The following is a 24,473-nucleotide window of genomic DNA, read 5'->3' as shown; positions in this document are numbered from 1 at the left end:
GGACAACCGCACACATGGGCGGCAGCGATTCGGGAGAAGGGGACAGCGCGTGACGGTCAACATGACCAAGGGTCAGGCCATCAGCCTGCAGAAGAGCGACGGGGGCACTCTCACCGCGGTGAGGATGGGGCTCGGCTGGCAGGCAGCGCCGCGCCGCGGTCTGTTCGGCTCGCGCACCCGGGAGGTCGACCTGGATGCGTCGGCGGTGCTTTTCGCGGACAAGCAGCCGGTGGACGTGGTCTTCTTCCGCCACCTCGTCAGCGACGACGGCTCGGTCAAGCACACCGGTGACAACCTGGTCGGCGGAGCGGGCTCGGGCGGCGACGACGAGGCGATCCTCGTCGACCTGCAGCGCGTGCCGGTTCACATCGACCAGATCGTCTTCACGGTGAACTCCTTCACCGGCCAGACGTTCCAGGAGGTGCAGAACGCCTTCTGCCGCATCGTCGATGAGACCAACGGCCAGGAGCTCGCCCGCTACACGCTCGACGGCGGCGGCCAGTACACCGCGCAGATCATGGCGAAGGTGCACCGCGCAGGCGCCGGCTGGCAGATGACGGCCCTCGGCAACCCGGCCAACGGCCGTACGTTCCAGGACCTGATGCCGTCCATCCTGCCGCACCTGTAGGCACGGGTCGGGCGGAAGAACACGCAGCTCCCGGAGGCACCAGGCCGCCGGGAGCTGCACCGCTTGTCACCACCCAGCACGACAGCCCAACACGCGCGCCGAGAACGACCGCCGAGAACGACCGCCGAGGGCGGCCGCTGCGTAGGACCGCAGCGGAGTCCGGTCATCAGCTCAGCGGGCACGACCACCACAGAGCACCGCACAGCACCGAGGGGACAGAGGCGATGACGGCCGAGCTGGTCCGGGGGCAGAACCATCCATTGCCCCACACCCGCCTGGAGATACGGGTGTCGGCCGGCCATCCGGTCGTGGCCTGCGCCACCTGCGCCGACGAGCAGGGGACGGTACGCGAGGAGTGGATCGCGCACCCGGGCGCCCCCGTGCTGACCGGGATCGAGGTGTCCCCGCGCGCCACCGAAGCGCCTCGGTTCGCCCTCGACCTGGACGCCGTGCCCGATGAGGTGCATCAGGTGAACGCGTTGCTCGCGCTCCCCGAAAACACCGGCGGCCCGGCCCACTTCGGCGCCACCGAGGCCCCCTTCGTGGCGGTCGCCGTCCAGGACGGCGACGAGCTGGCCAGCTTCACCATCACCGGCCTGGACGCCGAGACGGCGCTCGTCGCGGTCGAGGTGTACCGCCGCCAAGGCGCCTGGAAGGTGCGCGCCGTCGGCCAGGGGTACGCCGGCGGACTCGTGGAGCTGCTGGGTGACCAGGGGCTGGCGAAGGCCCGCGAAACGGCCGCCGCCATTCAGGAGACGGCAGCCGAGCGCGCGCCCCGTGCCGAACCGGCGCAGTTGCGTACGAGCAGTGCCGACGGCGTGTTCGCCAGGCCGCCGATGCCGCCGATGCCGCAGAACCCGGCGCCCGGACCGGACACCACGGTTTCCGACGGCCTCTCGGTCGCCGGGGCGCAGCCCGCTGCCTCCGGTCAGACGCCCACGCCCGACGCGGCGCACCCCGCGCCGGGATCCGGCGGACCCATCAACTACGCCCATCCGCGGCGGCAGTCCGTCGCGCCCCCGCCGCCGCCCCCTGCCGCTCAGCCCGCCCAGCCCGGGCAGCCGGCCGGGCCGGTCGCGGGCGACGCCACCGGCTGGTCCATGGAGGAGCGCCTCTACAACCAGATCTGGGGCATGTTCGAGGATCTGGCCCGTACCACCGCCGCGTACCGCAGCGCTGTCGACTTTGCCGAGTCCCGGATGGACCAGGAGATCGACAAGGTCCTCTCCGATCCGCGCAGCCGCATCGGCGGGACGGGCGACGCCGCACGCGAGGCGGCCCGCGCCAAATGCGAGCAGCTCACCGAGCAGGCCCGCCAGGTCCTCGACCGGGACCTCGCACAGCTCACCGCCGAGTCCGAGGTCGTCGAGCCCGCTCTGCCGCCCGCCTTCGCCCGCTGGGACAACCCCGCCTGGCACGCGTACCGCGTTCCGATGGAGATCCCGATGGCGCTGCGCCTCGGTGACCTTCATCTCCCCGAGAGCCCGGATCTGCGCATCCCGTTCCTGGTGCGGCTGCCGCTGGAGCGGGGGCTGTGGGTGGACAGCGGACGTTCCGGCTCGGAGGCTGCTCTGCTGCTGGACGAGGCGCAGCTGCGCAAACTCGCCCTGGACTCCGCGGTCACGCACGCCGCCCGGCTGCTCGCGGTCTATCCGCCGGGCGAGTTCTCGGTCCATGTCATCGACCCGGCGGGCACGGCGGCCGCCTCGCTTGCGCCGCTGGTCGACTCCGGGGTCCTCGCCGGTCCGCCGGCGGCCGGCGCCCAGGGCGTCAGTGCCGTTCTCGCCAAGCTCACCCAACGCGTGGACCTGGTGACCATGGCGATGCGCGGTGGCGCGGCGGACTCGCTCCCGCCCGATCTGGACACCGCGGAACAGCTGCTGATCGTCAATGACTTCCCGCACGGCTTCGACGACCGCGCCGTCACTCAGCTGCGCTATCTCGCCGACGAGGGTCCGGCGGTCGGTGTCCATCTGCTGATGGTCGCGGACCGCGAGGACGCGAGCGCGTACGGACCGGTGCTCGACCCGCTCTGGCGCTCCCTGTTGCGCATCACCCCGGTCCCCGACGACCATCTGGCAGACCCCTGGGTCCGGCATGCCTGGACGTACGAGCCGCTGCCGGTGCCACCGGGGAGCGGGGTGCTGCGGCAGGTGCTGGACCAAGTGGCCGCCGCCCGGCGGGACTGGCGCCGCTGACCTGCGCACTTGGAGTCCGCTTTACCAACGCCTTTACCTTCCTTTGGTCTTTCCTGTACTCTTCTTTGCGCGGAGGGGAGTACTCCCGACTCGCGGCGTGCCCGTCAATACGGACCGACATCGGTCCCGGGGCGTCGGCCCGTGGTGCGGTACACGCCGTCCCGGGTGGAGGAGACCTCCGGCAGCGACGACGCTGATCAGTAGCCGTACGACGCCGGAGGCGCAGTGGACGTTTCATGGACCCTGTGGGTGCTGACCATTCTTGGTCTGAGTGCCCTGATTGCTGTCGACTTCTTCATCGGGCGCAAGCCCCATGACGTGTCGATCAAGGAAGCCGGAATCTGGACGGTCGTCTGGATCGTCCTGGCCGCGCTCTTCGGCCTCGGCCTGCTGATATTCGGCACCAGCCAGGCATCGGGCGAGTTCTTCGCCGGCTTCATCACCGAGAAGTCGCTCAGCGTCGACAATCTCTTCGTCTTCGTCCTGATCATGGCGAAGTTCTCGGTGCCTTCCCACCTCCAGCAGCGGGTGCTGCTCGTCGGTGTGCTGATCGCCCTCGTGCTGCGCGCCATCTTCATCGCAGCCGGCGCCGCGATCATCGCCAGCTTCGCCTGGGTCTTCTACATCTTCGGTGCGTTCCTCATCTACACCGCCTGGAAGCTCATCCAGGAGGCGCGCTCCGACGACGAGGACGAGGAGTTCGAGGAGAACCGGCTCCTCAAGTCCATCGAGAACCGCTTCGGCGTCGCCGACAGGTACCACGGCACGAAGCTCTTCATCCGCAGCAACGGCAAGCGCATCCTGACCCCGCTGATGGTGGTCATGCTCGCGATCGGCACCACTGATGTGCTCTTTGCGCTGGACTCCATCCCGGCGATCTTCGGCCTGACCCAGGACCCGTACATCGTCTTCACCGCCAACGCCTTCGCGCTCATGGGTCTGCGGCAGCTGTACTTCCTCATCGGCGGACTGCTCAGGAAGCTGGTCCACCTCAGCTACGGCCTGTCGGTGATCCTCGGCTTCATCGGCGTCAAGCTGGTGCTGCACGCTCTGCACGAGAGCGGGGTGCATGTCCCCGAGATCTCCATCCCGTTCTCGCTGGCGGTCATCTGCGGCGTGCTGATCGTCACGACGATCACCAGCCTGATCGCCTCCAAGAGGCAGGCCACGCGGGAAGCAGCCGAGGCGGACGCGGCCGCCTCGGACAAGGCGAACGAGTCGCGCGAGTCGTCCGACTCGTCCGATTCCGAGAAGGACAGCGTCGAGGCCTGACGGCGGGCGAGCGGCCCAGGGATGTCCAGTACCGGCCGGAGTTGCTCAGCACTCCGGCCGGTACTTGCTTGTGCGGGGGAGTGTCCATCGGCCACGGGGCGTGGAGCAGCAGGCCGTCGCTGCTGCCCCGTGCCCTCAGTCCGCCACCCCGCCACCCCCGCCAGTCCGCACCCCGCCCGTCGGACAGGGGCACCGTTTGCCCGGCGTCCGTCAGGTTGCCCGGCGTCCGTCAGGCAGGTACCGCCTCCGGCGGCTCAGCCGTACCGGTCCGTGCCGCCGCGGGCAGGGTCTCCGGCAGCAGCGCGAAGCACCCGAGACTCAGCAGCGCGATGGCGGTCAGATAGACCGCCACGCCCCACGGCGGCCCGTCGCCCCGGGCCACCGTCGTGGCCACGATCGGCGTCAGCGCACCGCCGACCACCCCGCCCAGGTTGTAGCCGACGGCCGCTCCCGTGCAGCGCACCCTCGGCTCGTACAGTTCCGGCAGATATGCGGCAACCACCGAGAACATCGTGATGAAGGCCAGCAGCGCGCCCAGGAAGCCGGCGAACATCAGCAGCGGCTCCGCGGTCTGCAGCAGGGCCACCATCGGGAACATCCACAGCGCGGCCGCCGCGCAGCCCAGCAGACACATGGGCCGGCGCCCGTACCGGTCGCCGAGCATCGCCGTGAAGGGCGTCGCCGCGCCCTGGACGGCGACCGCCGCCATGATGCAGGCGAGCATCGTCGTGCGGTCCACCCCGAGCTGTTCGGTGGCGTAGGCGAGCGACCAGGTGGTGACCGCGTAGAACACGGCGTAGCCGATCGCGAGCGCGCCCGCTGTCAGCAACACCAGCCGCCACTGCCCGCGCACCACGTCGATCAGCGGCACCCTCGCCCGTAGTCCCGTCTCGGCGAGCTTCTTGAACTGCGGGGTCTCCGACAGGGACGTACGCAGCAGCAGCCCGGCCAGCGCCAGCACCCCCGCCGCCCAGAACGGCACCCGCCAGCCCCACGACCGGAACTGCGCATCGGTCAGCACCGCCGACAGCACCACCATCACCCCGTTGGCCAGCAGAAAGCCGACCGAGGGCCCGATCTGGGGAAAGCTCGCCCACAGTCCGCGCCGCCGCTCCGGAGCATGCTCGGCTGTCAGCAGGACGGCCCCGCCCCACTCGCCGCCGAGCCCCAGCCCCTGGAGAAAGCGCAGCACGAGCAGGAGGACGGGCGCGGCCACCCCGATCGACGCGTACGCCGGCACGAACCCGACGGCGACCGTCGCCGCCCCGGTCAGCAGCAGGGAGGCGAAGAGTACAGGACGGCGTCCGTACCGGTCGCCGATGTGCCCGAAGATCACCGACCCGATGGGCCGCGACAGAAAGCCGACCCCGAAGGTGCCGAAGGCGGCGAGCGTCCCCGCCAGCGGCGAGAAGGTCGGAAAGAAGAGCGGCCCCAGGACCAGCGCGGCGGCGGTCCCGTAGACGAAGAAGTCGTAGAACTCGATGGCTGTACCGGCGAGCGAGGCGGCCGCGATCCGGGTCATGGACGGAGGTTGATCTTCGCGCATGACGGCCAAACTACCTGCGTGGACCCGGGTTTACGGGGGCGCACGGAAGCATCCGCAGCCGGACCGTTCGCGCCGCCCCTGCCACCGCGCCGGAGCCTCTCTCAGTACGTGACGGTGATGCGCCGCGCAGTCCCGTCCACCCGCACCACACCCCCGTAGGGGATGACCAGCTGAGGATCGGTGTGCCCGAGATCGACGTCGAAGACGGCCATCGTGCCCGGGGCGTACGCCTCCAGAGCCCGCATTACCGCCGCGCGCTGCTCCTGTGCGTAACGTGCCTGCTCCTCAGGGCTGTTGGGCTGTGACAGGGACCAGGTCTTGGGGCGCCCCATCAGCAGCGCGGGAAAACGCCGCAGCAGGCCGCGCTCGCCCATGTTCCGCAGGATCCGGAACGCCTCTTCGGCGCGCGGCAGTTCCTCGGAGGTCTCCAGCACCAGCACCCCGCCGTCGTACACGGACAGGTCGTCCTGGATCTCGCGGTTCGCCATCAGCAACCAGGAGAGGATCTCCAGGTTTCCGCCCCAGCTGCGGCCCTCCACGACCCGCTCCGGCCCGTGCCAGTCCCAGCCTCCGGCCGGTTGCGTCTCGGGCTCCCGCTCGAAGGTCGCCGGGTCCGCCCAGTCGCGGTCCACGACCCGGAACCGTTCGGCGGGACGCAGCTCATAGGGCCCCGAGGAGAACAGGGCGGCGCGCAGTGACTCGGCGGTCAGCGGATCCATCACCCCGGGCCGGCCCAGCTCGCACATCACACTCCCGCCGTGATAGCCGACGATGCCCAGATTCCACAGGAAGGCCAGAAGGTTGGTGTTGTCGCTGTACCCGAAGAAGGGCTTCGGGTTGGCGCGGATCAACTCGCGGTCCAGCAGCGGCAGTACGGTGATCTGGTCGTCGCCGCCGATGCTCGCGATCACGGCCTTCACGGACGGATCCCCGAATGCGGCATGAATGTCGTCGGCCCGCTCCTGCGCAGTCGCACCCATCGAGCGCGTCGCCGGGTACTCGACCGGCACCAGCCCGAACTCCTTCTCCAGCCGCTGGAGTCCCAGTTCGTACGGGAGCGGAAGCAGCTCCGGAAGACCGCCGGAGGGTGAGATCACCGCGATCCGGTCACCGGGACGAGGTTTGGGCGGGTACGTGGGAGTCGGCATGCGGCGATCGTAGCGACGCGTCCGCAGCCTGTTCGAGGGTTCTTCGGCCGGGGCCCGGACGGTGGAATCGCCCCGTGGAGTTCAAGCCGTGGGGGTCAAGCGGTGGAGTTCAAGCGGTGGAGTTCAAGGGCGTGGTCAAGCGGCTCTGATCACCAGCCGCGCTCGCGCCACTCGGCGAGGTGCGGGCGCTCCGCGCCGAGGGTGGAGTCGTTTCCGTGGCCCGGGTAGATCCAGGTCTCGTCCGCCAGCGAGCCGAAGAGCTTGGCCTCGAGCCCGTCCATCAGGGAGGTGAAGTCCGCCGGGCCGGTGGTCCGTCCCGGGCCGCCGGGGAAGAGGCAGTCGCCGGTGAAGACATGCGGGTGGCCGTGCGGGTCGTCGTAGACGAGGGCGATCGAGCCCGGGGTGTGTCCCACCAGATGGCGGGCGGTCAGCTCGACGCGGCCGACGCGGATCGTGTCCCCGTCCTCGACCGGTACATCGGTCGGGACGGGGATGCCCTCGGCGTCGTACCGCCCGGCGTAGGTGCGGGCGCCGGTCGACCGGACGACCTCGGCCAGTGCCTGCCAGTGGTCGCCGTGGCGGTGGGTGGTGACGACGGACGCGATGGAGTCGTCACCGATCATCCGGAGCAGGGTCTCGGGTTCGTCGGCCGCGTCGATCAGCAGCTGCTCGCCGGTGGCCCGGCAGCGCAGCAGATAGGAGTTGTTGTTCATCGGGCCGACCGCGACCTTGGAGATCATCAGGTCTGTGAGCTCGTGCACATCCGCCGGGCCGCCGACCTTCACCACTCCGCTGTACGTCATGGAGCCAGCCTATAGCGGGGGCAGCGTGGGAAGCAGGGCTCCTGCCGTGTCCAGATCCTTCCCGTCCCGGCGGCCGGCGAGCCAGCCGAGCAGCGCGGGGACGGGGCCGGAGACGGTCACCGGAATGCCGTCCTGACCGCCGGTGCGCCACTCCCCGCCGACTGCTCCGGCGGCACCGTCCTGTCCGGTTGCGAGGATCCGGGTCGGGGGGACGTCCGCGCGGCCGGTGAAGCGCTGCGCGAGGAAGTCGATCTCCCGTGCGGTGAACTCTCCGGGCAGGTCCTCGAGCTCGTAGCCGATGTCCAGATCGACATGGTGCAGCTCGACCTCGATGAGGCGGCGGAAGGGGATGCGGGCCGCGGCGTCGGTCACGCCGTTGCGCAGCTCGACAGTGCGGTTCCAGTCGGCGGGCCCGGCACCGACGGCCTGGAAGCGGGCGGCCGTGTCGCGTACGTCGGCGAGCTGGGCGGCGAGGGGGCGGGGCGCATCGCGTTCGATGTCGGCATCGCGCGCCTCGCCGCTGACGTACATCGGGCGGCCCTCGAGGACATTGACGAGCGCGTCGGCGTTTCGGGCGAGATGGGCCAGTACATGGCCGCGGCTCCAGCCCGGCAGCCGTGACGGTCCGGTCGTGGTGGCGTTGTCCAGAGCGGCGGCTGCGGTGAGGAGCCGGTCGGTTGCTTCACGTACAGAGGCCAGGTCGCGCAGGGGATCGATCATGGCGCCGACGATAGTCCCGCCACCTGATCGGGTGAAGGTGGCAGAGCATGACCGTAATTCGAATGCACGTGCTATACGCTCGGTGGAGACATCAGGCATCCTTGGTTGGCAGGAGCCATACCAAGCTTGGAATCCAAACGATCCGGCGGCCCCCATAGTCTGGGCGGGGGCTGTGCCCCCCGCTTCTCTCAAGAAAGGTGCGGACCGGCGTGGCCGACCGTCTCATCGTTCGTGGCGCTCGCGAGCACAACCTCAAGAACGTCTCGCTCGACCTCCCGCGTGACTCCCTCATCGTGTTCACCGGGCTCTCGGGGTCGGGCAAGTCGTCCCTCGCGTTCGACACGATCTTCGCCGAGGGGCAGCGCCGGTACGTCGAGTCGCTCTCCTCCTACGCCCGGCAGTTCCTCGGCCAGATGGACAAGCCGGACGTCGACTTCATCGAGGGTCTCTCCCCGGCCGTCTCCATCGACCAGAAGTCGACCTCGCGCAACCCGCGCTCGACGGTCGGCACCATCACCGAGGTCTACGACTACCTCCGGCTGCTCTTTGCCCGTATCGGCAAGCCGCACTGCCCCGAGTGCGGCCGGCCCATCACGCGCCAGTCGCCGCAGGCCATCGTCGACAAGGTGCTCGAACTGCCCGAGGGCAGCCGCTTCCAGGTGCTCTCGCCCCTCGTGCGCGAGCGCAAGGGTGAGTTCGTCGATCTCTTCGCCGATCTGCAGACCAAGGGCTACAGCCGGGCGCGGGTCGACGGACAGACCATCCAGCTCTCCGACCCGCCCAAGCTGAAGAAGCAGGAGAAGCACACCATCGAGGTGGTCATCGACCGCCTCACCGTCAAGGACGGTGCCAAGCGCCGGCTGACCGACTCGATCGAGACCGCGCTCGGCCTCGCCGGCGGTATGGTCGTGCTCGACTTCGTCGACCTCGCCGAGGACGACCCCGAGCGCGAGCGGATGTACTCCGAGCATCTCTACTGCGCGTACGACGACCTCTCCTTCGAGGAGCTCGAGCCCCGCTCCTTCTCCTTCAACTCGCCCTTCGGCGCCTGCCCCGACTGCACCGGTATCGGCACGCGTATGGAGGTCGACCCGGAGCTGATCGTCCCGGACGAGGAGAAGTCCCTCGACGAGGGTGCGATCCATCCCTGGTCGCACGGCCACACCAAGGAGTACTTCGGCCGGCTCATCGGCGGGCTCGCCCAGGCGCTGGGCTTCAGCACCGACATGCCCTGGGCCGGGCTGCCGCAACGTGCCAAGAAGGCGCTGCTGCACGGGCACAAGACCCAGGTCGAGGTCCGCTACCGGAACAGATACGGGCGGGAGCGTGCGTACACCACGCCCGCATTCGAAGGAGCCGTGCAGTTCGTCAAGCGGCGGCACAGCGAGGCCGAGAGCGACTCCAGCAGGGAGCGCTTCGAGGGCTATATGCGCGAGGTGCACTGCCCGACGTGTGAGGGCACCCGGCTGAAGCCGATCGTCCTGGCGGTCACGGTGATGGAGAAGTCGATCGCCGACGTCGCCGCGATGTCGATCAGCGAGTGCGCGGACTTCCTCGGCCGGCTCAAGCTCAACACCCGCGACAAGAAGATCGCCGAGCGGGTGCTCAAGGAGGTCAACGAACGGCTGAAGTTCCTGGTCGACGTCGGCCTCGACTACCTCTCGCTGAACCGCGCGGCCGGCACGCTCTCCGGCGGCGAGGCACAGCGCATCCGGCTCGCCACCCAGATCGGCTCCGGACTGGTCGGTGTGCTGTACGTCCTGGACGAGCCGTCCATCGGTCTGCATCAGCGCGACAACCACCGGCTCATCGAGACGCTCGTCCGGCTGCGCGACATGGGCAACACCCTCATCGTCGTCGAGCACGACGAGGACACCATCAAGGTGGCCGACTGGGTCGTCGACATCGGCCCGGGCGCGGGTGAGCACGGCGGCGAGGTCGTGCACTCCGGTTCGCTGAAGGAGCTACTGGCCAACAAGGCGTCGATCACCGGTCAGTACCTCGCCGGGAAGAGGTCCATCCCGACGCCGGACATCCGCAGGCCCGTGGATCCGGGACGGCAGCTCACCGTCCACGGCGCCCGGGAGAACAACCTGCGCGACATCGACGTCTCCTTCCCGCTCGGCGTGCTGACGGCGGTCACCGGTGTCTCGGGATCGGGCAAGTCGACGCTGGTCAACGACATCCTCTACACCCACCTGGCGCGCGAGCTCAACGGCGCCAAGTCGGTGCCGGGACGCCACACCCGGGTGGACGGCGACGACCTCGTCGACAAGGTGGTGCACGTCGATCAGTCGCCCATCGGCCGTACGCCCCGTTCCAACCCGGCGACGTACACCGGTGTCTTCGACCACGTCCGCAGGCTCTTCGCGGAGACGATGGAGGCCAAGGTCCGGGGCTACCTCCCCGGCCGGTTCTCCTTCAACGTCAAGGGCGGCCGCTGCGAGAACTGCTCCGGTGACGGCACCATCAAGATCGAGATGAACTTCCTGCCGGACGTGTACGTCCCGTGCGAGGTCTGCCACGGGGCGCGCTACAACCGGGAGACCCTGGAGGTTCACTACAAGGGGAAGTCCATCGCCGAGGTGCTGGACATGCCCATCGAGGAGGCGCTGGACTTCTTCGGTGCCGTCCCGACGATCGCCCGCCATCTGAAGACCCTCCATGAGGTGGGCCTCGGCTATGTGCGGCTGGGCCAGTCCGCGCCGACCCTCTCGGGCGGTGAGGCCCAGCGTGTGAAGCTGGCTTCGGAGCTCCAGAAGCGTTCCACCGGACGTACGGTCTATGTCCTGGACGAGCCGACGACCGGTCTGCACTTCGAGGACATCAGCAAGCTGATCAATGTGCTGTCCGGTCTGGTCGACAAGGGCAACACGGTGATCGTCATCGAGCACAACCTGGATGTCGTCAAGACGGCCGACTGGGTCGTCGACATGGGCCCCGAGGGCGGCAACGGCGGCGGCCTGGTCATCGCCGAAGGCAGTCCGGAGCAGGTGGCGGCGGTCCCGACCAGTCACACCGGCAAGTTCCTGCGGGACATCCTGGACGCGGACCGGATCAGCGACGCGACGGTGCCCCCGGCGCGGAAGGCGACGAAGAAGGCTGTGGCGAAGAACGCCGTGGCCAGGAATGCGGTCGCCGCGAAGGCGGCCCCGGTGAAGAAGACGGCCACGGCACGGACCACCCGGTCCCGCAAGGCCTGACCCGGACACCCCTGAACACCCGTGCGCACCGTGGGAACTCCCGCGGCGCGCACGGGTGTTCAGCGCCCCTGGGGCGTTCTTGAGAAGTCCGGCCGCCCCGCGGCCTCTGGCATGCACATCCCCGGCCACCGCTGGGAAGTGCCCCCACGCGATGGTGTCGGCTTCGCCCGAGTACGTCCCGTACGAGAGCGGTCCTCCGCTGCGCGATGGCACGCACCGGACGCCGCAGGGCCCGCCCTGCGGGCGCGGACGGCGCTCCTTCTCCCGCACGCCCTAGCGGTCGGGCTCCGCCAGTTCCGACGCATACGGCGGCTCCGCACCCGTGCGCGAGCAGGTCACCGCAGCCGCCCGTGACGCGAAGCGCAGCACCTCGCCCCACCCCTGCGCCCCGAGTGCGGCCAGTGCGTCCGCCGACAGGGCGTCCCGGGCCGCGAGGCTGTGCAGCAGCGCCGCGTTCACGGTGTCGCCCGCGCCGATCGTGTCGGCGACGGCCACCGGCGTGGCCGGTACCGAGACCTCCAGCCCGCCCCGAGTCCGTACAGCCAGACCGTCCGCCCCCCGCGTCAGCACCACGGCAGCGGGCCCTTGGGGCACACCGCCGAGCCACTGCGCGTCCTCCTCGGAGAGCTTCAGCAGCGAGACGTACGGCAGCCAGCTCGCGAACCGCGCCCGGTAGGCGTCCGGGTCCGGGATCAGACCGGCCCTGATGTTCGGATCGAGCAGGGTGAAGACCCCGCGCCCCGACTCCCGCCGCAGCAGCGCCTCGTACGCACTGGCCCCCGGCTCCAGCATCAGCGAGCAGGTTCCGAGCGCCAGCGCCTGCACCGAATCGGGCAGCTCCGGCGGGAGCTCGAAGAGCCGGTCCGCGCTGCCCTGAGCGTAGAAGCCGTAGCCGGCGGAGCCGTCCGCGCCGACGGCCGCGACCGCCAGCGTCGTCGGTTCGGGCCCGCGCTGCACCAGGGAGGCCGAGACCCCTGCCGTACGCAGTCCGGCCAGCAGGGCCTCGCCGAAGCCGTCCGTCGAGACACGCGAGCAGAAGGTGACCCGCGCGCCGAGCCGCCCCAGGGCAACGGCTGTGTTGTACGGGCCGCCGCCGAGGCGCGGCAGCAACATCGGCAGCGGCTCGCCGTCCCCCTGCGGGACCAGGTCGATCAAGGATTCTCCGGCGACGACGATCACGGCCCAGAACGTAGCCCATAGCCCCCCGAGGCGACACCCGTACCCCCGGCGCGACGCCCGGACCACGGTCACCCTGGCCCCGGAGGCGGCATCCGTACCCGCGAAGGCATCCCCCACGGCCCCTGGTGACGGCATCACCCGGCCTCCGGCGGCGACCGACGGCCCGCCCGCCGGGCCACCGATCTCCGCCGGTATCGTCGGGTCTGTCACCGACGCCCCGTCCGCCCGATGCCCTGATCAGTGGAGACACCATGTCCGGCCAGCCCGCCGCCCGCCGCACCGTGCTGAAAGGCGCCGCCCTCGCCGGGGCCGCCGGGCTGGGAGTCGCGGCCTGCTCCACCGAGTCGAAGCTCGGCCACGCCGAGACGCCGACCCCGACCGCACCGGTCGATCTCGGCGCGGCGGAGGCCGTCCCGGTCGGCGGCGCCAAGCTCTTCCGCGAGCAGCGCCTTGTCGTCAGCTGCCCGGCGAAGGGGCAGTACAAGGCCTTCAGCGCGCAGTGCACGCACGCGGGCTGTGTACTCGACAAGGTCGAGGGCACCGAGGGCAACTGCCCCTGCCACGGCAGCCGCTTCGATGTCATGACCGGCAAGGCGCTGCAAGGCCCGGCGACCGTGCCGCTCCCCGAGGTTCCGGTCAGGGCGGAGGGCGGCAACCTCGTCGCCGGCCCCGAGGCGTAACAGACCCGAGGTGTACCGGCCCGGAGGCGTACCGGCCCGGAGGCGTACCGGCCCCGAGGTGTACCGGCCCGGAGGTGTACCGGCCCGGAGGCCGAAGGCTCGAGGCACAACAGACAGCAGGGGCACCGGGGGCACCCGGGGTGTCACGTGCAGCCGGCAGTCGGCAGCCTGATCAGTCCCAGTCCCAGTCGATCCCGAGTATCCCCGGCCGTACTCCCTGCTCCAGCAGATGGACCGTACGATGCCGGCCGCTGAGCGTGAGATCCGTCCGGGCGCCCCGCGGCGCCCCCGTCGTCGCCTGCGCGAACCGGCGGCACCGTACCGGCAACGCCCCCTCGTCGAAGCGCACCTGCAGGACGTACTGCCCGCCCGCGAAGCTGAAGCCCCGCACGTACTCACCGCTCGGCCCGCCGGTCCCGTCCTCGAAGCCGTAGCCGAAGAGGTACGTCTCGCCCGCGCGCAGCCGGGAGTCGAACAGCAGCTCCGCGACGAGCACTCCGGTCTCCCGGTGCCATCGCACACGCCCCGTGCGGCAGTTTTCCAGCGCGCTCACCTCCACCCGCGCCGGGTCGCAGCCCGGGTCTCCGTGGTGGATGGCCAGATAGCGGTCGATGCCGTCGCGGTGGGCGCGCACCACATGCTGCGAGTCGCGCCCCAGCATCTCGCGCCCCGCCCCGATCCGTACGCGCTCCTGGTGCCCCACCGTGTGCAGCCCGCCGTCCGTCGGCGACTCCAGGTCGCGGAGCAGCTGCTCCACTACGCCGGAGGACTCCACCAGCGAGCGGTACGAGCGGGTGGCGGGGCGCTCGACATCGCCGCGCGCGCTCCCCTCGCCGACGCCGAGCAGCCGGATCAGCGAGTTCCCCGGCAGCTCGAGCATCTCCTCCAGGGCGCGTACGGCGCGCAGCGACTCGGGGCGCTGCGGGCGGCGCGCACCCTGCTGCCAGTAACTGAGACTGGTCACCCCGACCTTGATCCCGCGGTGGGCGAGATGGTGCTGGACGCGCTGGAGCGGCAGGCCGCGCACCGCGAGAGCCGCGCGCAGCGCCAGATGGAACGGGCCGCTGTGCAGCACCTGCGCCAGATCGGCCTCGGTGTGCCCCATGGATTTCCTCCAGCGACTTCACGCGTTCTGTGGACTTCGGAGCTTCGGGACTTCGGGACTTCGGGGAGATGAGGGGATTCGGGGGTTCAGTGAATGTTCACGACGGTGGTGAGCCGCTGTGGGTGGGCGGCGACGGCGCTCCAGGTGGGGCGGGACGGATGTGTTCACATCCCGGCCACACCGTTCACAGCGCCGTGTTACCCCGCATTGAAGCGTGTTGACCTGCCTCCGACAAGCCCTGATGCTCATCCGAAGCGTCCGGACCCGCTCCTCCATCCCCACCCCTCTCGGGAGGAACGCGATGGGCAACAAAAACAGCGAAGACAGCGAAGGCCGAGAAGGCAGTGAAGTCGAGGCGGGCAGCGAAGACAGCGCGGTCACCGTCGCCTCGGCAGCCACCGCGGCGGGCGCCGTCGCGGCACTTGCCCTGTGCGGTGTGACGGCGCCGCGCCTGAGCCGCCGCGTTTGAGTACCCGGGCGCCCGGCACCTCCCCACAGTGCCGGGCGCCCGTTCATGACCGCACTGTCACCGCCCGCCAGTAGGGTGGACGGCATGGCAGACCCCTCCAGCTACCGCCCCAAGCCGGGACAGATCCCCGACTCGCCGGGGGTCTACAAATTCCGCGACGAGCACCGCCGGGTGATCTACGTCGGGAAGGCAAAAAGCCTGCGCCAGCGCCTCGCCAACTACTTCCAGGACGTGGCGAATCTCCACCCGCGCACCCGCACCATGGTCACCACGGCGGCCTCCGTCGAGTGGACCGTCGTCTCCACCGAGGTCGAGGCGCTGCAGCTGGAGTACTCCTGGATCAAGGAGTACGACCCCCGGTTCAACGTCAAGTACCGCGACGACAAGAGCTATCCGTATCTCGCGGTCACCCTCAATGAGGAGTTCCCGCGGGTCCAGGTGATGCGTGGCGCCAAGAAGAAGGGCGTGCGCTACTTCGGTCCGTACGGCCATGCCTGGGCGATCCGCGAGACCGTCGACCTGATGCTCCGTGTCTTTCCCGTACGCACCTGCTCCTCCGGGGTGTTCAAGAACCACGCCCAGAAGGGGCGACCCTGTCTGCTCGGCTACATCGGCAAGTGCTCCGCGCCCTGCGTGGGCCGGGTGACCCCCGAGGAGCACCGTGAACTGGCCGAGGAGTTCTGCGACTTCATGGCCGGCCGCACCGGCACCTACATCCGGCGCCTGGAGAAGCAGATGATGGCGGCCGCCGACGAGATGGAGTACGAGAAGGCGGCCCGCCTGCGCGACGACATAGAGGCCCTCAAGCGGGCCCTGGAGAAGAACGCCGTCGTGCTGGCCGACGCCACCGACGCCGATCTGATCGCCGTCGCCGAGGACGAGCTCGAGGCCGCCGTGCAGATCTTCCATGTCCGCGGCGGACGCGTCCGGGGTCAGCGCGGCTGGGTCACCGACAAGGTCGAGGCCGTCGACACCGCCGGCCTCGTCGAGCACGCGCTGCAGCAGTTGTACGGCGAGGAGCGCGGCGACGCCGTCCCCAAGGAGGTCCTCGTCCCGGCCCTCCCCGAGGACACCGACGCCGTCACCCAGTGGCTGAGCGGCCGACGCGGGGCGAATGTCTCGCTGCGCATCCCGCAGCGCGGCGACAAGAAAGCCCTGATGGAAACGGTCCAGCGCAATGCGCTGCAGGCGCTCGGCCTGCACAAGACCAAGCGGGCCAGTGATCTCACCACCCGCTCGCGCGCGCTGGAGGAGATCGCCGAGGCCCTCGGCCTGGACTCGGCGCCGCTGCGGATCGAGTGCTTCGACATCTCGCATCTCCAGGGCGAGGACGTGGTGGCGTCCATGGTGGTCTTCGAGGACGGACTGCCCCGCAAGAGCGAGTACCGCCGCTTCCAGATCAGAGGCCGGGTCGGAGACACGCAAATCTGGCACGGCGAGGGGCAGGACGACGTCCGGTCCATGCACGAGGTGATCAGCCGCCGCTTCAGGCGCTATCTCGCGGAGAAGGACAAGACGGGCGAGTGGATCGGGGACGACGTCCCCGAGGACGACGGGAAGCCCAAGCGTTTCGCGTACCCTCCCCAGCTGGTCGTCGTCGACGGTGGACAGCCCCAGGTGGCCGCCGCCCAGCGCGCTCTCGACGAGCTCGGCATCGACGATGTCGCCGTCTGCGGTCTGGCCAAGCGCCTCGAGGAGGTCTGGCTTCCGCAGGACGACGACCCGGTGGTCCTGCCCCGCTCCAGCGAGGGGCTGTATCTCCTGCAGCGCGTCCGTGACACGGCTCACGACTTCGCCATCCGTTACCAGCGCTCCAAGCGGACCAAGCGCATCAGGACCAGCCCGCTGGACGCCGTACCCGGCCTGGGTGAAACGCGTAAACAGGCTCTGATCAAGCATTTCGGATCGGTGAAGCGGCTGAAGCAGGCGACAATCGAGCAGATCTGCGAGGTTCCCGGCATGGGCCGCAAGACGGCGGAGTCCGTTGTCGTGGCCCTCGCCCAGGCGGCTCCGGCCGCGCCTGCCGTGAATACGGCAACAGGAGAGATCATTGAAGAGAACGACGGGGGCAGCACGACATGACTGAGCACGATGGAGACGGAGCAGCAGACGTGAGTACGGGCAATGGAACCGAGCCCGCCGAAGCCACAGAGGCAGCCATCCCCGAGCTGGTGATCATCTCCGGCATGTCCGGAGCCGGGCGCAGCACGGCGGCGAAGTGTCTGGAGGACCTCGGCTGGTTCGTCGTAGACAACCTGCCGCCCGCGCTGATCCCCACGATGGTGGAGCTCGGCGCCCGCTCGCAGGGCAATGTCGCCAGGATCGCCGTCGTCGTCGACGTACGGGGCAGGCGGTTCTTCGACAACCTCCGCGAGTCCCTGGCCGACCTCGAATCCAAGCAGGTCACCCGGCGGATCGTGTTCCTGGAATCCTCCGACGACGCACTGGTGCGCCGCTTCGAGTCGGTCCGCCGGCCGCACCCCCTCCAGGGCGACGGCCGGATCGTCGACGGCATCGCCGCCGAGCGCGATCTGCTGCGCGAGCTGCGCGGCGACGCCGACCTGGTGATCGACACCTCCAGCCTCAACGTCCACGAACTGCGCGCCAAGATGGACGCCCAGTTCGCGGGCGACGAGGAGCCGGAGCTGCGTGCCACGGTGATGTCCTTCGGCTACAAGTACGGCCTGCCGGTCGACGCCGACCTGGTGGTGGACTGCCGCTTCCTGCCCAACCCGCACTGGGTCCCGGAGCTGCGCCCGTTCACCGGCCTCAACGAAGAGGTGTCGGGTTATGTCTTCAACCAGCCGGGCGCCAAGGAGTTCCTGGACCAGTACACCGAGCTGCTCGAGCTGATCGCCGCCGGCTACCGCCGCGAGGGCAAGCGGTACGTCACCATCGCCGTGGGCTGTACGGGTGGCAAGCACCGCTCCGTCGCCATGTCCGAGAAGCTGGCCGCCCGTCTCGGCACCGAGGGAATCGAGACCGTCGTCGTCCACCGTGACATGGGGCGCGAGTGACCGGACGCAACCTCCGTCTGCGGCGGCTGCGCAGGTCCACGCCCCCGCTGTCGGGACGTAAACGCGGTGCTCACCCCAAGGTCGTCGCACTCGGCGGCGGCATGGGCCTGTCCGCGTCGCTCACTGCACTGCGCCGTATCACTGGTGACCTGACGGCGGTCGTCACCGTCGCCGACGACGGCGGCTCCAGCGGCCGGCTCCGTGAGGAGCTCGGCGTGCTGCCGCCCGGCGATCTCCGCAAGGCCCTGGCGGCGCTGTGCGGCGACGACGACTGGGGCCAGACCTGGTCCCGCGTCATCCAGCACCGCTTCCAGTCCCGGGGTGAGCTGCATGAACACGCGGTCGGCAATCTGCTGATCGTGGCGCTGTGGGAGCAGCTCGGCGACCATGTCCAGGCCCTGGACCTGGTCGGCAAGCTGCTCGGCGCGCACGGCCGGGTGCTGCCGATGTCCGCCGTGCCGCTGGAGCTGCAGGCACTCGTACGGGGCCATGACGCGACGCGCCCGGACGAGATATCCACGGTGCGGGGCCAGGCGACGGTCGCGCTCACCCCTGGTGAGGTGCAGTCCGTGCACCTGGTCCCGCACGACCCGCCCGCCGTTCCCGAGGCCGTCGCCGCCGTCCTGGACGCCGACTGGGTGGTGCTGGGCCCGGGCTCCTGGTTCTCCTCGGTGATTCCGCATCTGCTGGTGCCGGAGCTGCTGGACGCGCTGATCGAGACAAAGGCCCGCAGGATCCTCTCGCTCAACCTCGCCCCGCAGCCCGGCGAAACAGAAGGCTTCTCACCGCAGCGTCATTTGGAGGTTTTGGGACGACACGCGCCTAAACTCGCCCTGGACGTGGTGCTGGCCGACGAGGCCGCTGTGCCCGACCGCGAGTCCCTCTCCGATGCCGCCAAGCGGTTCGGCGCCGCGGTCGAGCTGGCCCCTGTGGCCTCGCCCGATGGCGTTCCGAAGCACGACCCGGAGCTGTTGGCCGCCGCGTACGACCGTATTTTTCGGATGCATGGAAGGATCGGCCCATGGCGATGACGGCAGCGGTGAAGGACGAAATTTCCCGGCTTCCCGTCACCCGGACCTGCTGCAGAAAGGCAGAGGTCTCGGCGATTCTTCGGTTCGCGGGCGGGCTGCACCTGGTCAGCGGCCGCATTGTGATCGAGGCGGAGCTGGACACCGGGATCGCGGCGCGCCGGCTGAAGCGGGACATTCTCGAGATCTTCGGGCACAGCTCGGAGCTCATGGTGATGGCGCCCGGGGGGCTGCGCCGCGGCTCCCGTTACGTCGTTCGGGTGGTTGCGGGCGGTGACCAGCTGGCCCGCCAGACGGGTCTGGTCGACGGCCGTGGCCGCCCGATCCGGGGGCTGCCCCCGCAGGTCGTCTCCGGCGCCACGTGTGACGCGGAGGCCGCCTGGCGCGGCGCGTTCCTGGCGCACGGCTCGCTCACCGAGCCGGGCCGCTCCTCCTCCCTGGAGGTCACCTGCCCTGGCCCGGAGGCGGCCCTCGCCCTGGTCGGCGCGGCCCGCCGGCTCTCCATCGCCGCCAAGGCGCGTGAGGTACGCGGTGTGGACCGCGTGGTCGTACGCGACGGGGACGCGATCGGCGCGCTGCTGACCCGGCTCGGTGCGCACGAGTCGGTACTGGCCTGGGAGGAGCGGCGGATGCGGCGCGAGGTGCGCGCCACCGCCAACCGCCTCGCCAACTTCGACGACGCCAACCTCCGCCGCTCCGCCCGCGCCGCGGTCGCCGCCGGCGCCCGGGTGCAGCGTGCGCTGGAGATCCTCGCCGAGGAGGTGCCCGAGCATCTCGCCGCCGCCGGACGGCTGCGGATGGAGCACAAGCAGGCCTCCCTGGAGGAGCTGGGCGCGCTCGCCGACCCGCCGCTGACGAAGGACGCGGTCGCGGGCCGTATCCGCAGGCTGCTGGCGATGGCCGACAAGAGGGCCCAGGACCTCGGCATCCCCGGTACGGAATCCAACCTCACCGAGGAGATGGACGACAGCCTCGTCGGCTGAGTTTCCGCCTTCCCCGTCGAGCCCACCGCTGCCGGTGCCCACCCGGGCACCGGCAGCGGCGTCATGTCCGGCCGAGAGCGCGCCGTTGACATGATCATGAAGTGTCATGAGCCTGGCCTCTGACCACTTCGTGGCACACGACAGCAAGGGGGGCACATGAGACGCAGAGCGAGATCGATCCTCGCCGCGGCTTCACTCCTGATCGCCGGACTGGCAGCCGCACCGACCGCCCAGGCCGAACCCGGGGGCGACGGCGACGAACTCTCCGTATGGCACGCGAAAGTCACCAAGGCCCAGGTACCGCTGGTCCTCGCGGCCGGTGCCGACGGCCATGAGCTGAGCGAGCAGGTGCCCGACAGGGGCATCGCCACCATCGAGCTCCACCTCACCGAGCGGCAGGCGGGCGAACTGCGCGAGCAGGGCGTCGGCCTCGCCGAGCACACTCTCTCGGACACCGCGGAGAAGCGCGTCGCGGCCGCGGGCGACGGCGTCTTCCGCCCGTACAGCGGCGAGGGCGGGCTGCAGCGCGAGATCCTCGCCACCGCCCGGGCCCACCCCGGCCTCACCAAGGTCGTCAGCATCGGCAGGACCGTCAAGGGCCAGGACATCCTCGCCCTCAAGCTCAGCAAGGGCGCCAGGAAATCCATGGACGGCTCAAAGCCCTCCACGCTGTACATGTCCAACCAGCACGCCCGTGAGTGGATCACCCCCGAGATGACCCGGCGGCTGATGCACCATTACCTCACCCAGTACGGCAAGGACCCGCGCATCACCAGGATCGTGGACTCCACCGAGCTGTGGTTCGTGCTCTCCGCCAACCCCGACGGCTACGACTACACATTCACCGGCACCGCCGAGCGGCAGTGGCGCAAGAACCTGCGCGACAACGACGGCGACGGCCGGACCGCCCCCGGCGACGGCGTCGACCTCAACCGCAACTTCACCTACAAGTGGGGCTACGACAACGAGGGTTCGTCCCCCGACCCCTTCAGTGAGACCTTCCGCGGCACCGGCCCGGCCTCCGAGCCCGAGACCAAGGCCATCGATGCGTTCCAAAAGCGCATCGGCTTCGAGTACGGCATCAACTACCACTCCGCGGCCCAGCTGATCCTGTACGGAGTCGGCTGGCAGGTCGCCACCCCGACGCCGGACGACGTCCTGTACAAGTCGCTCGCCGGAACGCCCGAGAAATCCGCGATCCCCGGCTACCGCCCCCAGGTCTCCTCCGAGCTCTACACCACCAACGGCGAGGCCGACGGACACGCGGCCAACGTCAACGGGATGATGATGTACACCCCGGAGATGTCGACCTGCGCCACCGTCTCCCGGATCGACCCCGACGACCCCTGGAACGCGGCCGACTGCGCCTCCGTCTTCACCTTCCCCGACGACGAGAAGCTCATCCAGCAGGAGTTCGCCAAGAACATCCCGTTCGCGCTCTCCGTCGCCGAGACCGCCGCCCACCCCGACCAGCCGTCCTCCTCGCTCGGTCTGAAGGCGGCGGACTTCACCCCCGACCCGTTCACCACCTCCTACGCCCGCGGCGGTGACCAGGAAGTGTCCGTCGTCGCCCGTAAGTCCGTGCGCGACAAGGAGCTCAAGTACCGCGTCAACGGCGGCCGTACGCACGACCAGGCGCTCATACCCTGGAAGGGCGGCGAGACCTACGGCGGCGAGGACAACATCCGCTTCGACGAGTACCGGGCCGAGGTGCAGGACGGCGACGTCGGAGACACGGTCGAGGTGTGGTTCACCGGTCGTACGAAGGACGGGAAAGGCACCTCCAGCGAGCACTTCACGTACACCGTCGCCGAACGGCCGCGCGCCGACACGCTGGTGATCGCCGAAGAGGGCGGCACCGCCCCGGCCCGGCACACCGCCGCGTACACCAGGGCACTCGCCGACAGCAAGCAGCGCAGCGCCGTCTGGGACATCGCCACGCAGGGGACCCCGCACCGGCTCGGCGTGCTCAGCCACTTCAGGAACGCGGTCTGGTACACCGGGGCCGCTGCGCCCTCCTGGTCCACCACCCAGGCCGTACGCGAGTACATCAACGAGGGCGGGAAGCTCCTCACCGCCGGCGAGCGCGCCGGCGGCAACGCAAACCTCGGCGGGGCGGTGAGCGACGACTTCGCCCAGTACTACCTCGGTGCCTCGGGCCGCGCCTCACTGGCCGGGGCCACCGGCTTCCTCGGTACGGGACGGCTCGCGGGCAGCTCGGTGGAGCTGGCCGGCGCGCCCGGCAACCCGCTGGACGCCGCGGGCGCGTACACCATCACCTCGGACGTGCTGCCGCCCGGCGAGTTCCCGCAGTTCCGCGGCGCGGCCGCGGGCGACTACCCGGGCGCCACGATGCCGTTCTCGCCCTACGAGGGCGAGTGGTACGCGGCCGCCGCACACCGCAACGCCTCCTACATGCGCCTGTCCCGTCCGCTCGATCTGACCGGCGCGAGCGCCGCCGACAGACCGGCCCTGAACCTGCGGCTCAGCTTCAGCACCGAGCCCGGCTACGACCACGCGGTCGTCGAGGTCCACACAGTGGGCCGGGACGACTGGACGACGCTGCCGGACGCCAACGGTGGGACCACCACCACCGTCCCGACCCAGTGCGACGAGGGCTTCTACGTCAACCAGCACCCGTTCCTGCGGCACTACCTCACCGTCGGGTCGGCCGACTGCACCGCGAGCGGCACGAGCGGAGCCTGGAACTCCTTCACCGGAGCCTCCGACGGCTGGCGGGCCGCCTCCTTCGATCTGAGCGCGTACGCGGGCAGGCAGATCGAGGTCTCCGTCTCGTACATCACCGACTCCGGCGACGGGGGCCGCGGCCTCTTCCTCGACGACACCAGACTGGTGGCCGGCGGCGGGCAGGGAGCCGAGGGCTTCGAGACCTCACTGGGGTCCTGGACGGCGGCAGGTCCGCCGGACGGCAGCCCGGCGCCGCGCGGAAACTGGACGCGCAGCCAGGATCTCTTCCCGTCGGCGGGCGCGATCACCACGCGTGACACCGTGCTGCTCGGCTTCGGCCTGGAGCACGTGCCCGGCGCGGCCGACCGCAAGCAGCTGATCGGGAAGGCGCTGAGCGCCCTTCGCCGCTGACTCCGTGTAGTCGGAGCGGCACCGCCGCGGCCCGGATCACGGCGGCCCGTACCCCTACTGGACGGTAGGGGTACGGGGTGCCACGCAGGGACCCTCTCGATGTCACTCCGGGGCTCTCAGGGGGGTAGGGTCGTAGGCGGTCGGGGACATCCCATACAACTCGCCGGCGTCTGATAACCGGCGCACCAACGAGGAGATCGGTTCGTGACGATCCGCGTAGGCATCAACGGCTTTGGCCGCATCGGTCGTAACTACTTCCGCGCGCTGCTGGAGCAGGGTGCAGACATCGAGATCGTGGCTGTCAACGACCTGGGTGACACTGCGACCACGGCCCACTTGCTGAAGTACGACACCATCCTGGGCCGCCTCAAGGCCGAGGTGACCCACACCGCCGACACGATCACGGTCGACGGCCACACCATCAAGGTGCTCTCCGAGCGCAACCCCGCCGACATTCCGTGGGGCGAGCTGGGCGTCGACATCGTCATCGAGTCGACCGGCATCTTCACCAAGAAGGCCGACGCCGCGAAGCACATCGCCGGCGGCGCCAAGAAGGTCCTCATCTCGGCTCCGGCCAAGGACGAGGACATCACCATCGTGATGGGCGTCAACCAGGACAAGTACGACGCGGCCAACCACCACGTCATCTCCAACGCCTCCTGCACCACCAACTGTGTGGCGCCGATGGCCAAGGTTCTCCTCGAGAACTTCGGCATCGTCAAGGGCATGATGACCACGGTCCACGCGTACACCAACGACCAGCGCATCCTGGACTTCCCGCACTCGGACCTGCGCCGCGCCCGCGCCGCCGCCGAGAACATCATCCCGACCACCACCGGTGCCGCCAAGGCCACCGCGCTGGTGATCCCGGAGCTGGCGGGCAAGCTCGACGGCATCGCGATGCGCGTCCCGGTCCCCACCGGCTCCGTGACCGACCTGGTCATCGAGCTCGAGCGCGAGGTCACCAAGGACGAGGTCAACACCGCGTTCCAGAAGGCGGCCGAGGGTCAGCTCAAGGGCATCCTGGACTACACCGAGGACGCGATCGTCTCCTCGGACATCGTCAACTGGCCCGCCTCCTGCACCTTCGACTCCTCCCTGACCATGGTCCAGGGCAAGAACGTCAAGGTCATCGGCTGGTACGACAACGAGTGGGGCTACTCCAACCGCCTTGTGGACCTCACGGTCTTCGTCGGCGGCCGGCTCTGATCAGCAACGAGAGCAGCACGATGTGAACGACAGGGCTCGGGCAGCGCAATGCGGCGCGGTTCGAGCCCTGACGCACGTCACCCTTTGCGGCTGAGCCGCCGCCCGCGCGCGCGGACGTGACAGCTCGCCGCAGGGGCTACTCAATCAATGGTTGCTGTGCTCCCCGCGCGTCGTGGAGCCGCTCTC

General features: G+C 69.9%; 18 protein-coding genes. 12 read left to right on the top strand and 6 right to left on the bottom strand.

Going from position 1 to position 24,473, the window contains the following annotated elements; genetic code table 11:
• Positions 1-49 precede the first annotated feature (49 nt).
• The 3 genes from OG883_RS20925 to OG883_RS20915 all read left to right on the top strand — a co-directional run bounded on the left by OG883_RS20925 (position 50) and on the right by OG883_RS20915 (position 4,098).
• Entirely contained in the window at positions 50-628 is a 579-nt protein-coding gene (locus OG883_RS20925) for a TerD family protein (RefSeq protein ID WP_266543101.1), read from the top strand.
• A 224-nt stretch (positions 629-852) separates the two neighbouring features.
• Positions 853-2,826: a TerD family protein gene (locus tag OG883_RS20920; RefSeq protein WP_266543099.1), complete on the top strand. Its 1,974-nt coding sequence runs from the start codon at positions 853-855 to the stop codon at positions 2,824-2,826.
• A 225-nt stretch (positions 2,827-3,051) separates the two neighbouring features.
• Positions 3,052-4,098 (top strand): TerC/Alx family metal homeostasis membrane protein, encoded by a 1,047-nt coding sequence (locus OG883_RS20915; protein ID WP_266543097.1) that lies wholly within the window; start codon positions 3,052-3,054, stop codon positions 4,096-4,098.
• A 229-nt stretch (positions 4,099-4,327) separates the two neighbouring features.
• Here the strand turns inward: OG883_RS20915 and OG883_RS20910 are convergent, their stop codons facing one another.
• The 4 genes from OG883_RS20910 to OG883_RS20895 form a co-directional block, all read right to left on the bottom strand.
• The gene (locus tag OG883_RS20910; RefSeq protein WP_266543096.1) at positions 4,328-5,620 is read right to left on the bottom strand and encodes an MFS transporter; all 1,293 of its coding nucleotides are present in this window, start codon (positions 5,618-5,620) and stop codon (positions 4,328-4,330) included.
• 125 nt (positions 5,621-5,745) lie between these two features.
• Positions 5,746-6,792: a S66 peptidase family protein gene (locus OG883_RS20905; protein ID WP_266543095.1), complete on the bottom strand. Its 1,047-nt coding sequence runs from the start codon at positions 6,790-6,792 to the stop codon at positions 5,746-5,748.
• 149 nt (positions 6,793-6,941) lie between these two features.
• Positions 6,942-7,595 carry an MBL fold metallo-hydrolase gene (locus OG883_RS20900; protein WP_266543093.1) on the bottom strand — a complete coding sequence of 218 codons (654 nt, stop codon included), beginning with the start codon at positions 7,593-7,595 and terminating at the stop codon, positions 6,942-6,944.
• Between the two features lie 9 nt (positions 7,596-7,604).
• Positions 7,605-8,315 (bottom strand): maleylpyruvate isomerase family mycothiol-dependent enzyme, encoded by a 711-nt coding sequence (locus OG883_RS20895; protein ID WP_266543091.1) that lies wholly within the window; start codon positions 8,313-8,315, stop codon positions 7,605-7,607.
• Between the two features lie 209 nt (positions 8,316-8,524).
• Here OG883_RS20895 and uvrA point away from each other — a divergent pair, with 209 nt between their 5' ends.
• Positions 8,525-11,518 carry an excinuclease ABC subunit UvrA gene (gene uvrA, locus OG883_RS20890; protein ID WP_266543089.1) on the top strand — a complete coding sequence of 998 codons (2,994 nt, stop codon included), beginning with the start codon at positions 8,525-8,527 and terminating at the stop codon, positions 11,516-11,518.
• A 273-nt stretch (positions 11,519-11,791) separates the two neighbouring features.
• Here uvrA and OG883_RS20885 read toward each other — a convergent pair whose 3' ends face one another.
• Positions 11,792-12,697: a carbohydrate kinase gene (locus OG883_RS20885; protein ID WP_266543087.1), complete on the bottom strand. Its 906-nt coding sequence runs from the start codon at positions 12,695-12,697 to the stop codon at positions 11,792-11,794.
• 251 nt (positions 12,698-12,948) lie between these two features.
• Between OG883_RS20885 and OG883_RS20880 the strand changes: the two genes are divergently transcribed.
• On the top strand, positions 12,949-13,377 hold the full coding sequence (locus OG883_RS20880) for a Rieske (2Fe-2S) protein (RefSeq protein ID WP_266543085.1): 429 nt from the start codon (positions 12,949-12,951) through the stop codon (positions 13,375-13,377).
• Positions 13,378-13,549: 172 nt separating this feature from the next.
• On the opposite strand, the gene OG883_RS20875 is transcribed toward OG883_RS20880, so the two are convergent.
• Positions 13,550-14,482 carry a hypothetical protein gene (locus OG883_RS20875; protein ID WP_266543083.1) on the bottom strand — a complete coding sequence of 311 codons (933 nt, stop codon included), beginning with the start codon at positions 14,480-14,482 and terminating at the stop codon, positions 13,550-13,552.
• 301 nt (positions 14,483-14,783) lie between these two features.
• On the opposite strand from OG883_RS20875, the gene OG883_RS20870 reads away from it, so the two are divergent.
• The 7 genes from OG883_RS20870 (at position 14,784) to gap (ending at position 24,287) form a co-directional block, all read left to right on the top strand.
• The gene (locus OG883_RS20870) at positions 14,784-14,951 is read left to right on the top strand and encodes a hypothetical protein (protein ID WP_266543081.1); all 168 of its coding nucleotides are present in this window, start codon (positions 14,784-14,786) and stop codon (positions 14,949-14,951) included.
• 84 nt (positions 14,952-15,035) lie between these two features.
• Positions 15,036-17,033 carry an excinuclease ABC subunit UvrC gene (gene uvrC, locus OG883_RS20865; RefSeq protein WP_266543079.1) on the top strand — a complete coding sequence of 666 codons (1,998 nt, stop codon included), beginning with the start codon at positions 15,036-15,038 and terminating at the stop codon, positions 17,031-17,033.
• A complete protein-coding gene (rapZ, locus tag OG883_RS20860; RefSeq protein WP_266543075.1) occupies positions 17,030-17,968 on the top strand; it encodes an RNase adapter RapZ in 939 nt (312 codons plus the stop codon). Before uvrC ends, rapZ begins: the two co-directional genes overlap by 4 nt.
• Positions 17,965-18,999 carry a uridine diphosphate-N-acetylglucosamine-binding protein YvcK gene (gene yvcK / locus OG883_RS20855; RefSeq protein WP_266543074.1) on the top strand — a complete coding sequence of 345 codons (1,035 nt, stop codon included), beginning with the start codon at positions 17,965-17,967 and terminating at the stop codon, positions 18,997-18,999. The genes rapZ and yvcK overlap by 4 nt, the downstream gene beginning before the upstream one ends.
• On the top strand, positions 18,990-19,979 hold the full coding sequence (gene whiA, locus OG883_RS20850) for a DNA-binding protein WhiA (RefSeq protein ID WP_266543072.1): 990 nt from the start codon (positions 18,990-18,992) through the stop codon (positions 19,977-19,979). The genes yvcK and whiA overlap by 10 nt, the downstream gene beginning before the upstream one ends.
• A 156-nt stretch (positions 19,980-20,135) precedes the next feature.
• The gene (locus OG883_RS20845) at positions 20,136-23,078 is read left to right on the top strand and encodes a M14 family metallopeptidase (protein ID WP_266543070.1); all 2,943 of its coding nucleotides are present in this window, start codon (positions 20,136-20,138) and stop codon (positions 23,076-23,078) included.
• A gap of 204 nt (positions 23,079-23,282) precedes the next feature.
• Entirely contained in the window at positions 23,283-24,287 is a 1,005-nt protein-coding gene (gap, locus tag OG883_RS20840) for a type I glyceraldehyde-3-phosphate dehydrogenase (RefSeq protein WP_266543068.1), read from the top strand.
• Positions 24,288-24,473: the final 186 nt, after the last annotated feature.

Origin of the sequence: Streptomyces sp. NBC_01142 (assembly GCF_026341125.1) — a bacterium.
In the GTDB taxonomy this organism is placed as follows: domain Bacteria; phylum Actinomycetota; class Actinomycetes; order Streptomycetales; family Streptomycetaceae; genus Streptomyces.
This window is presented reverse-complemented; position numbering and strand designations above follow the sequence as displayed.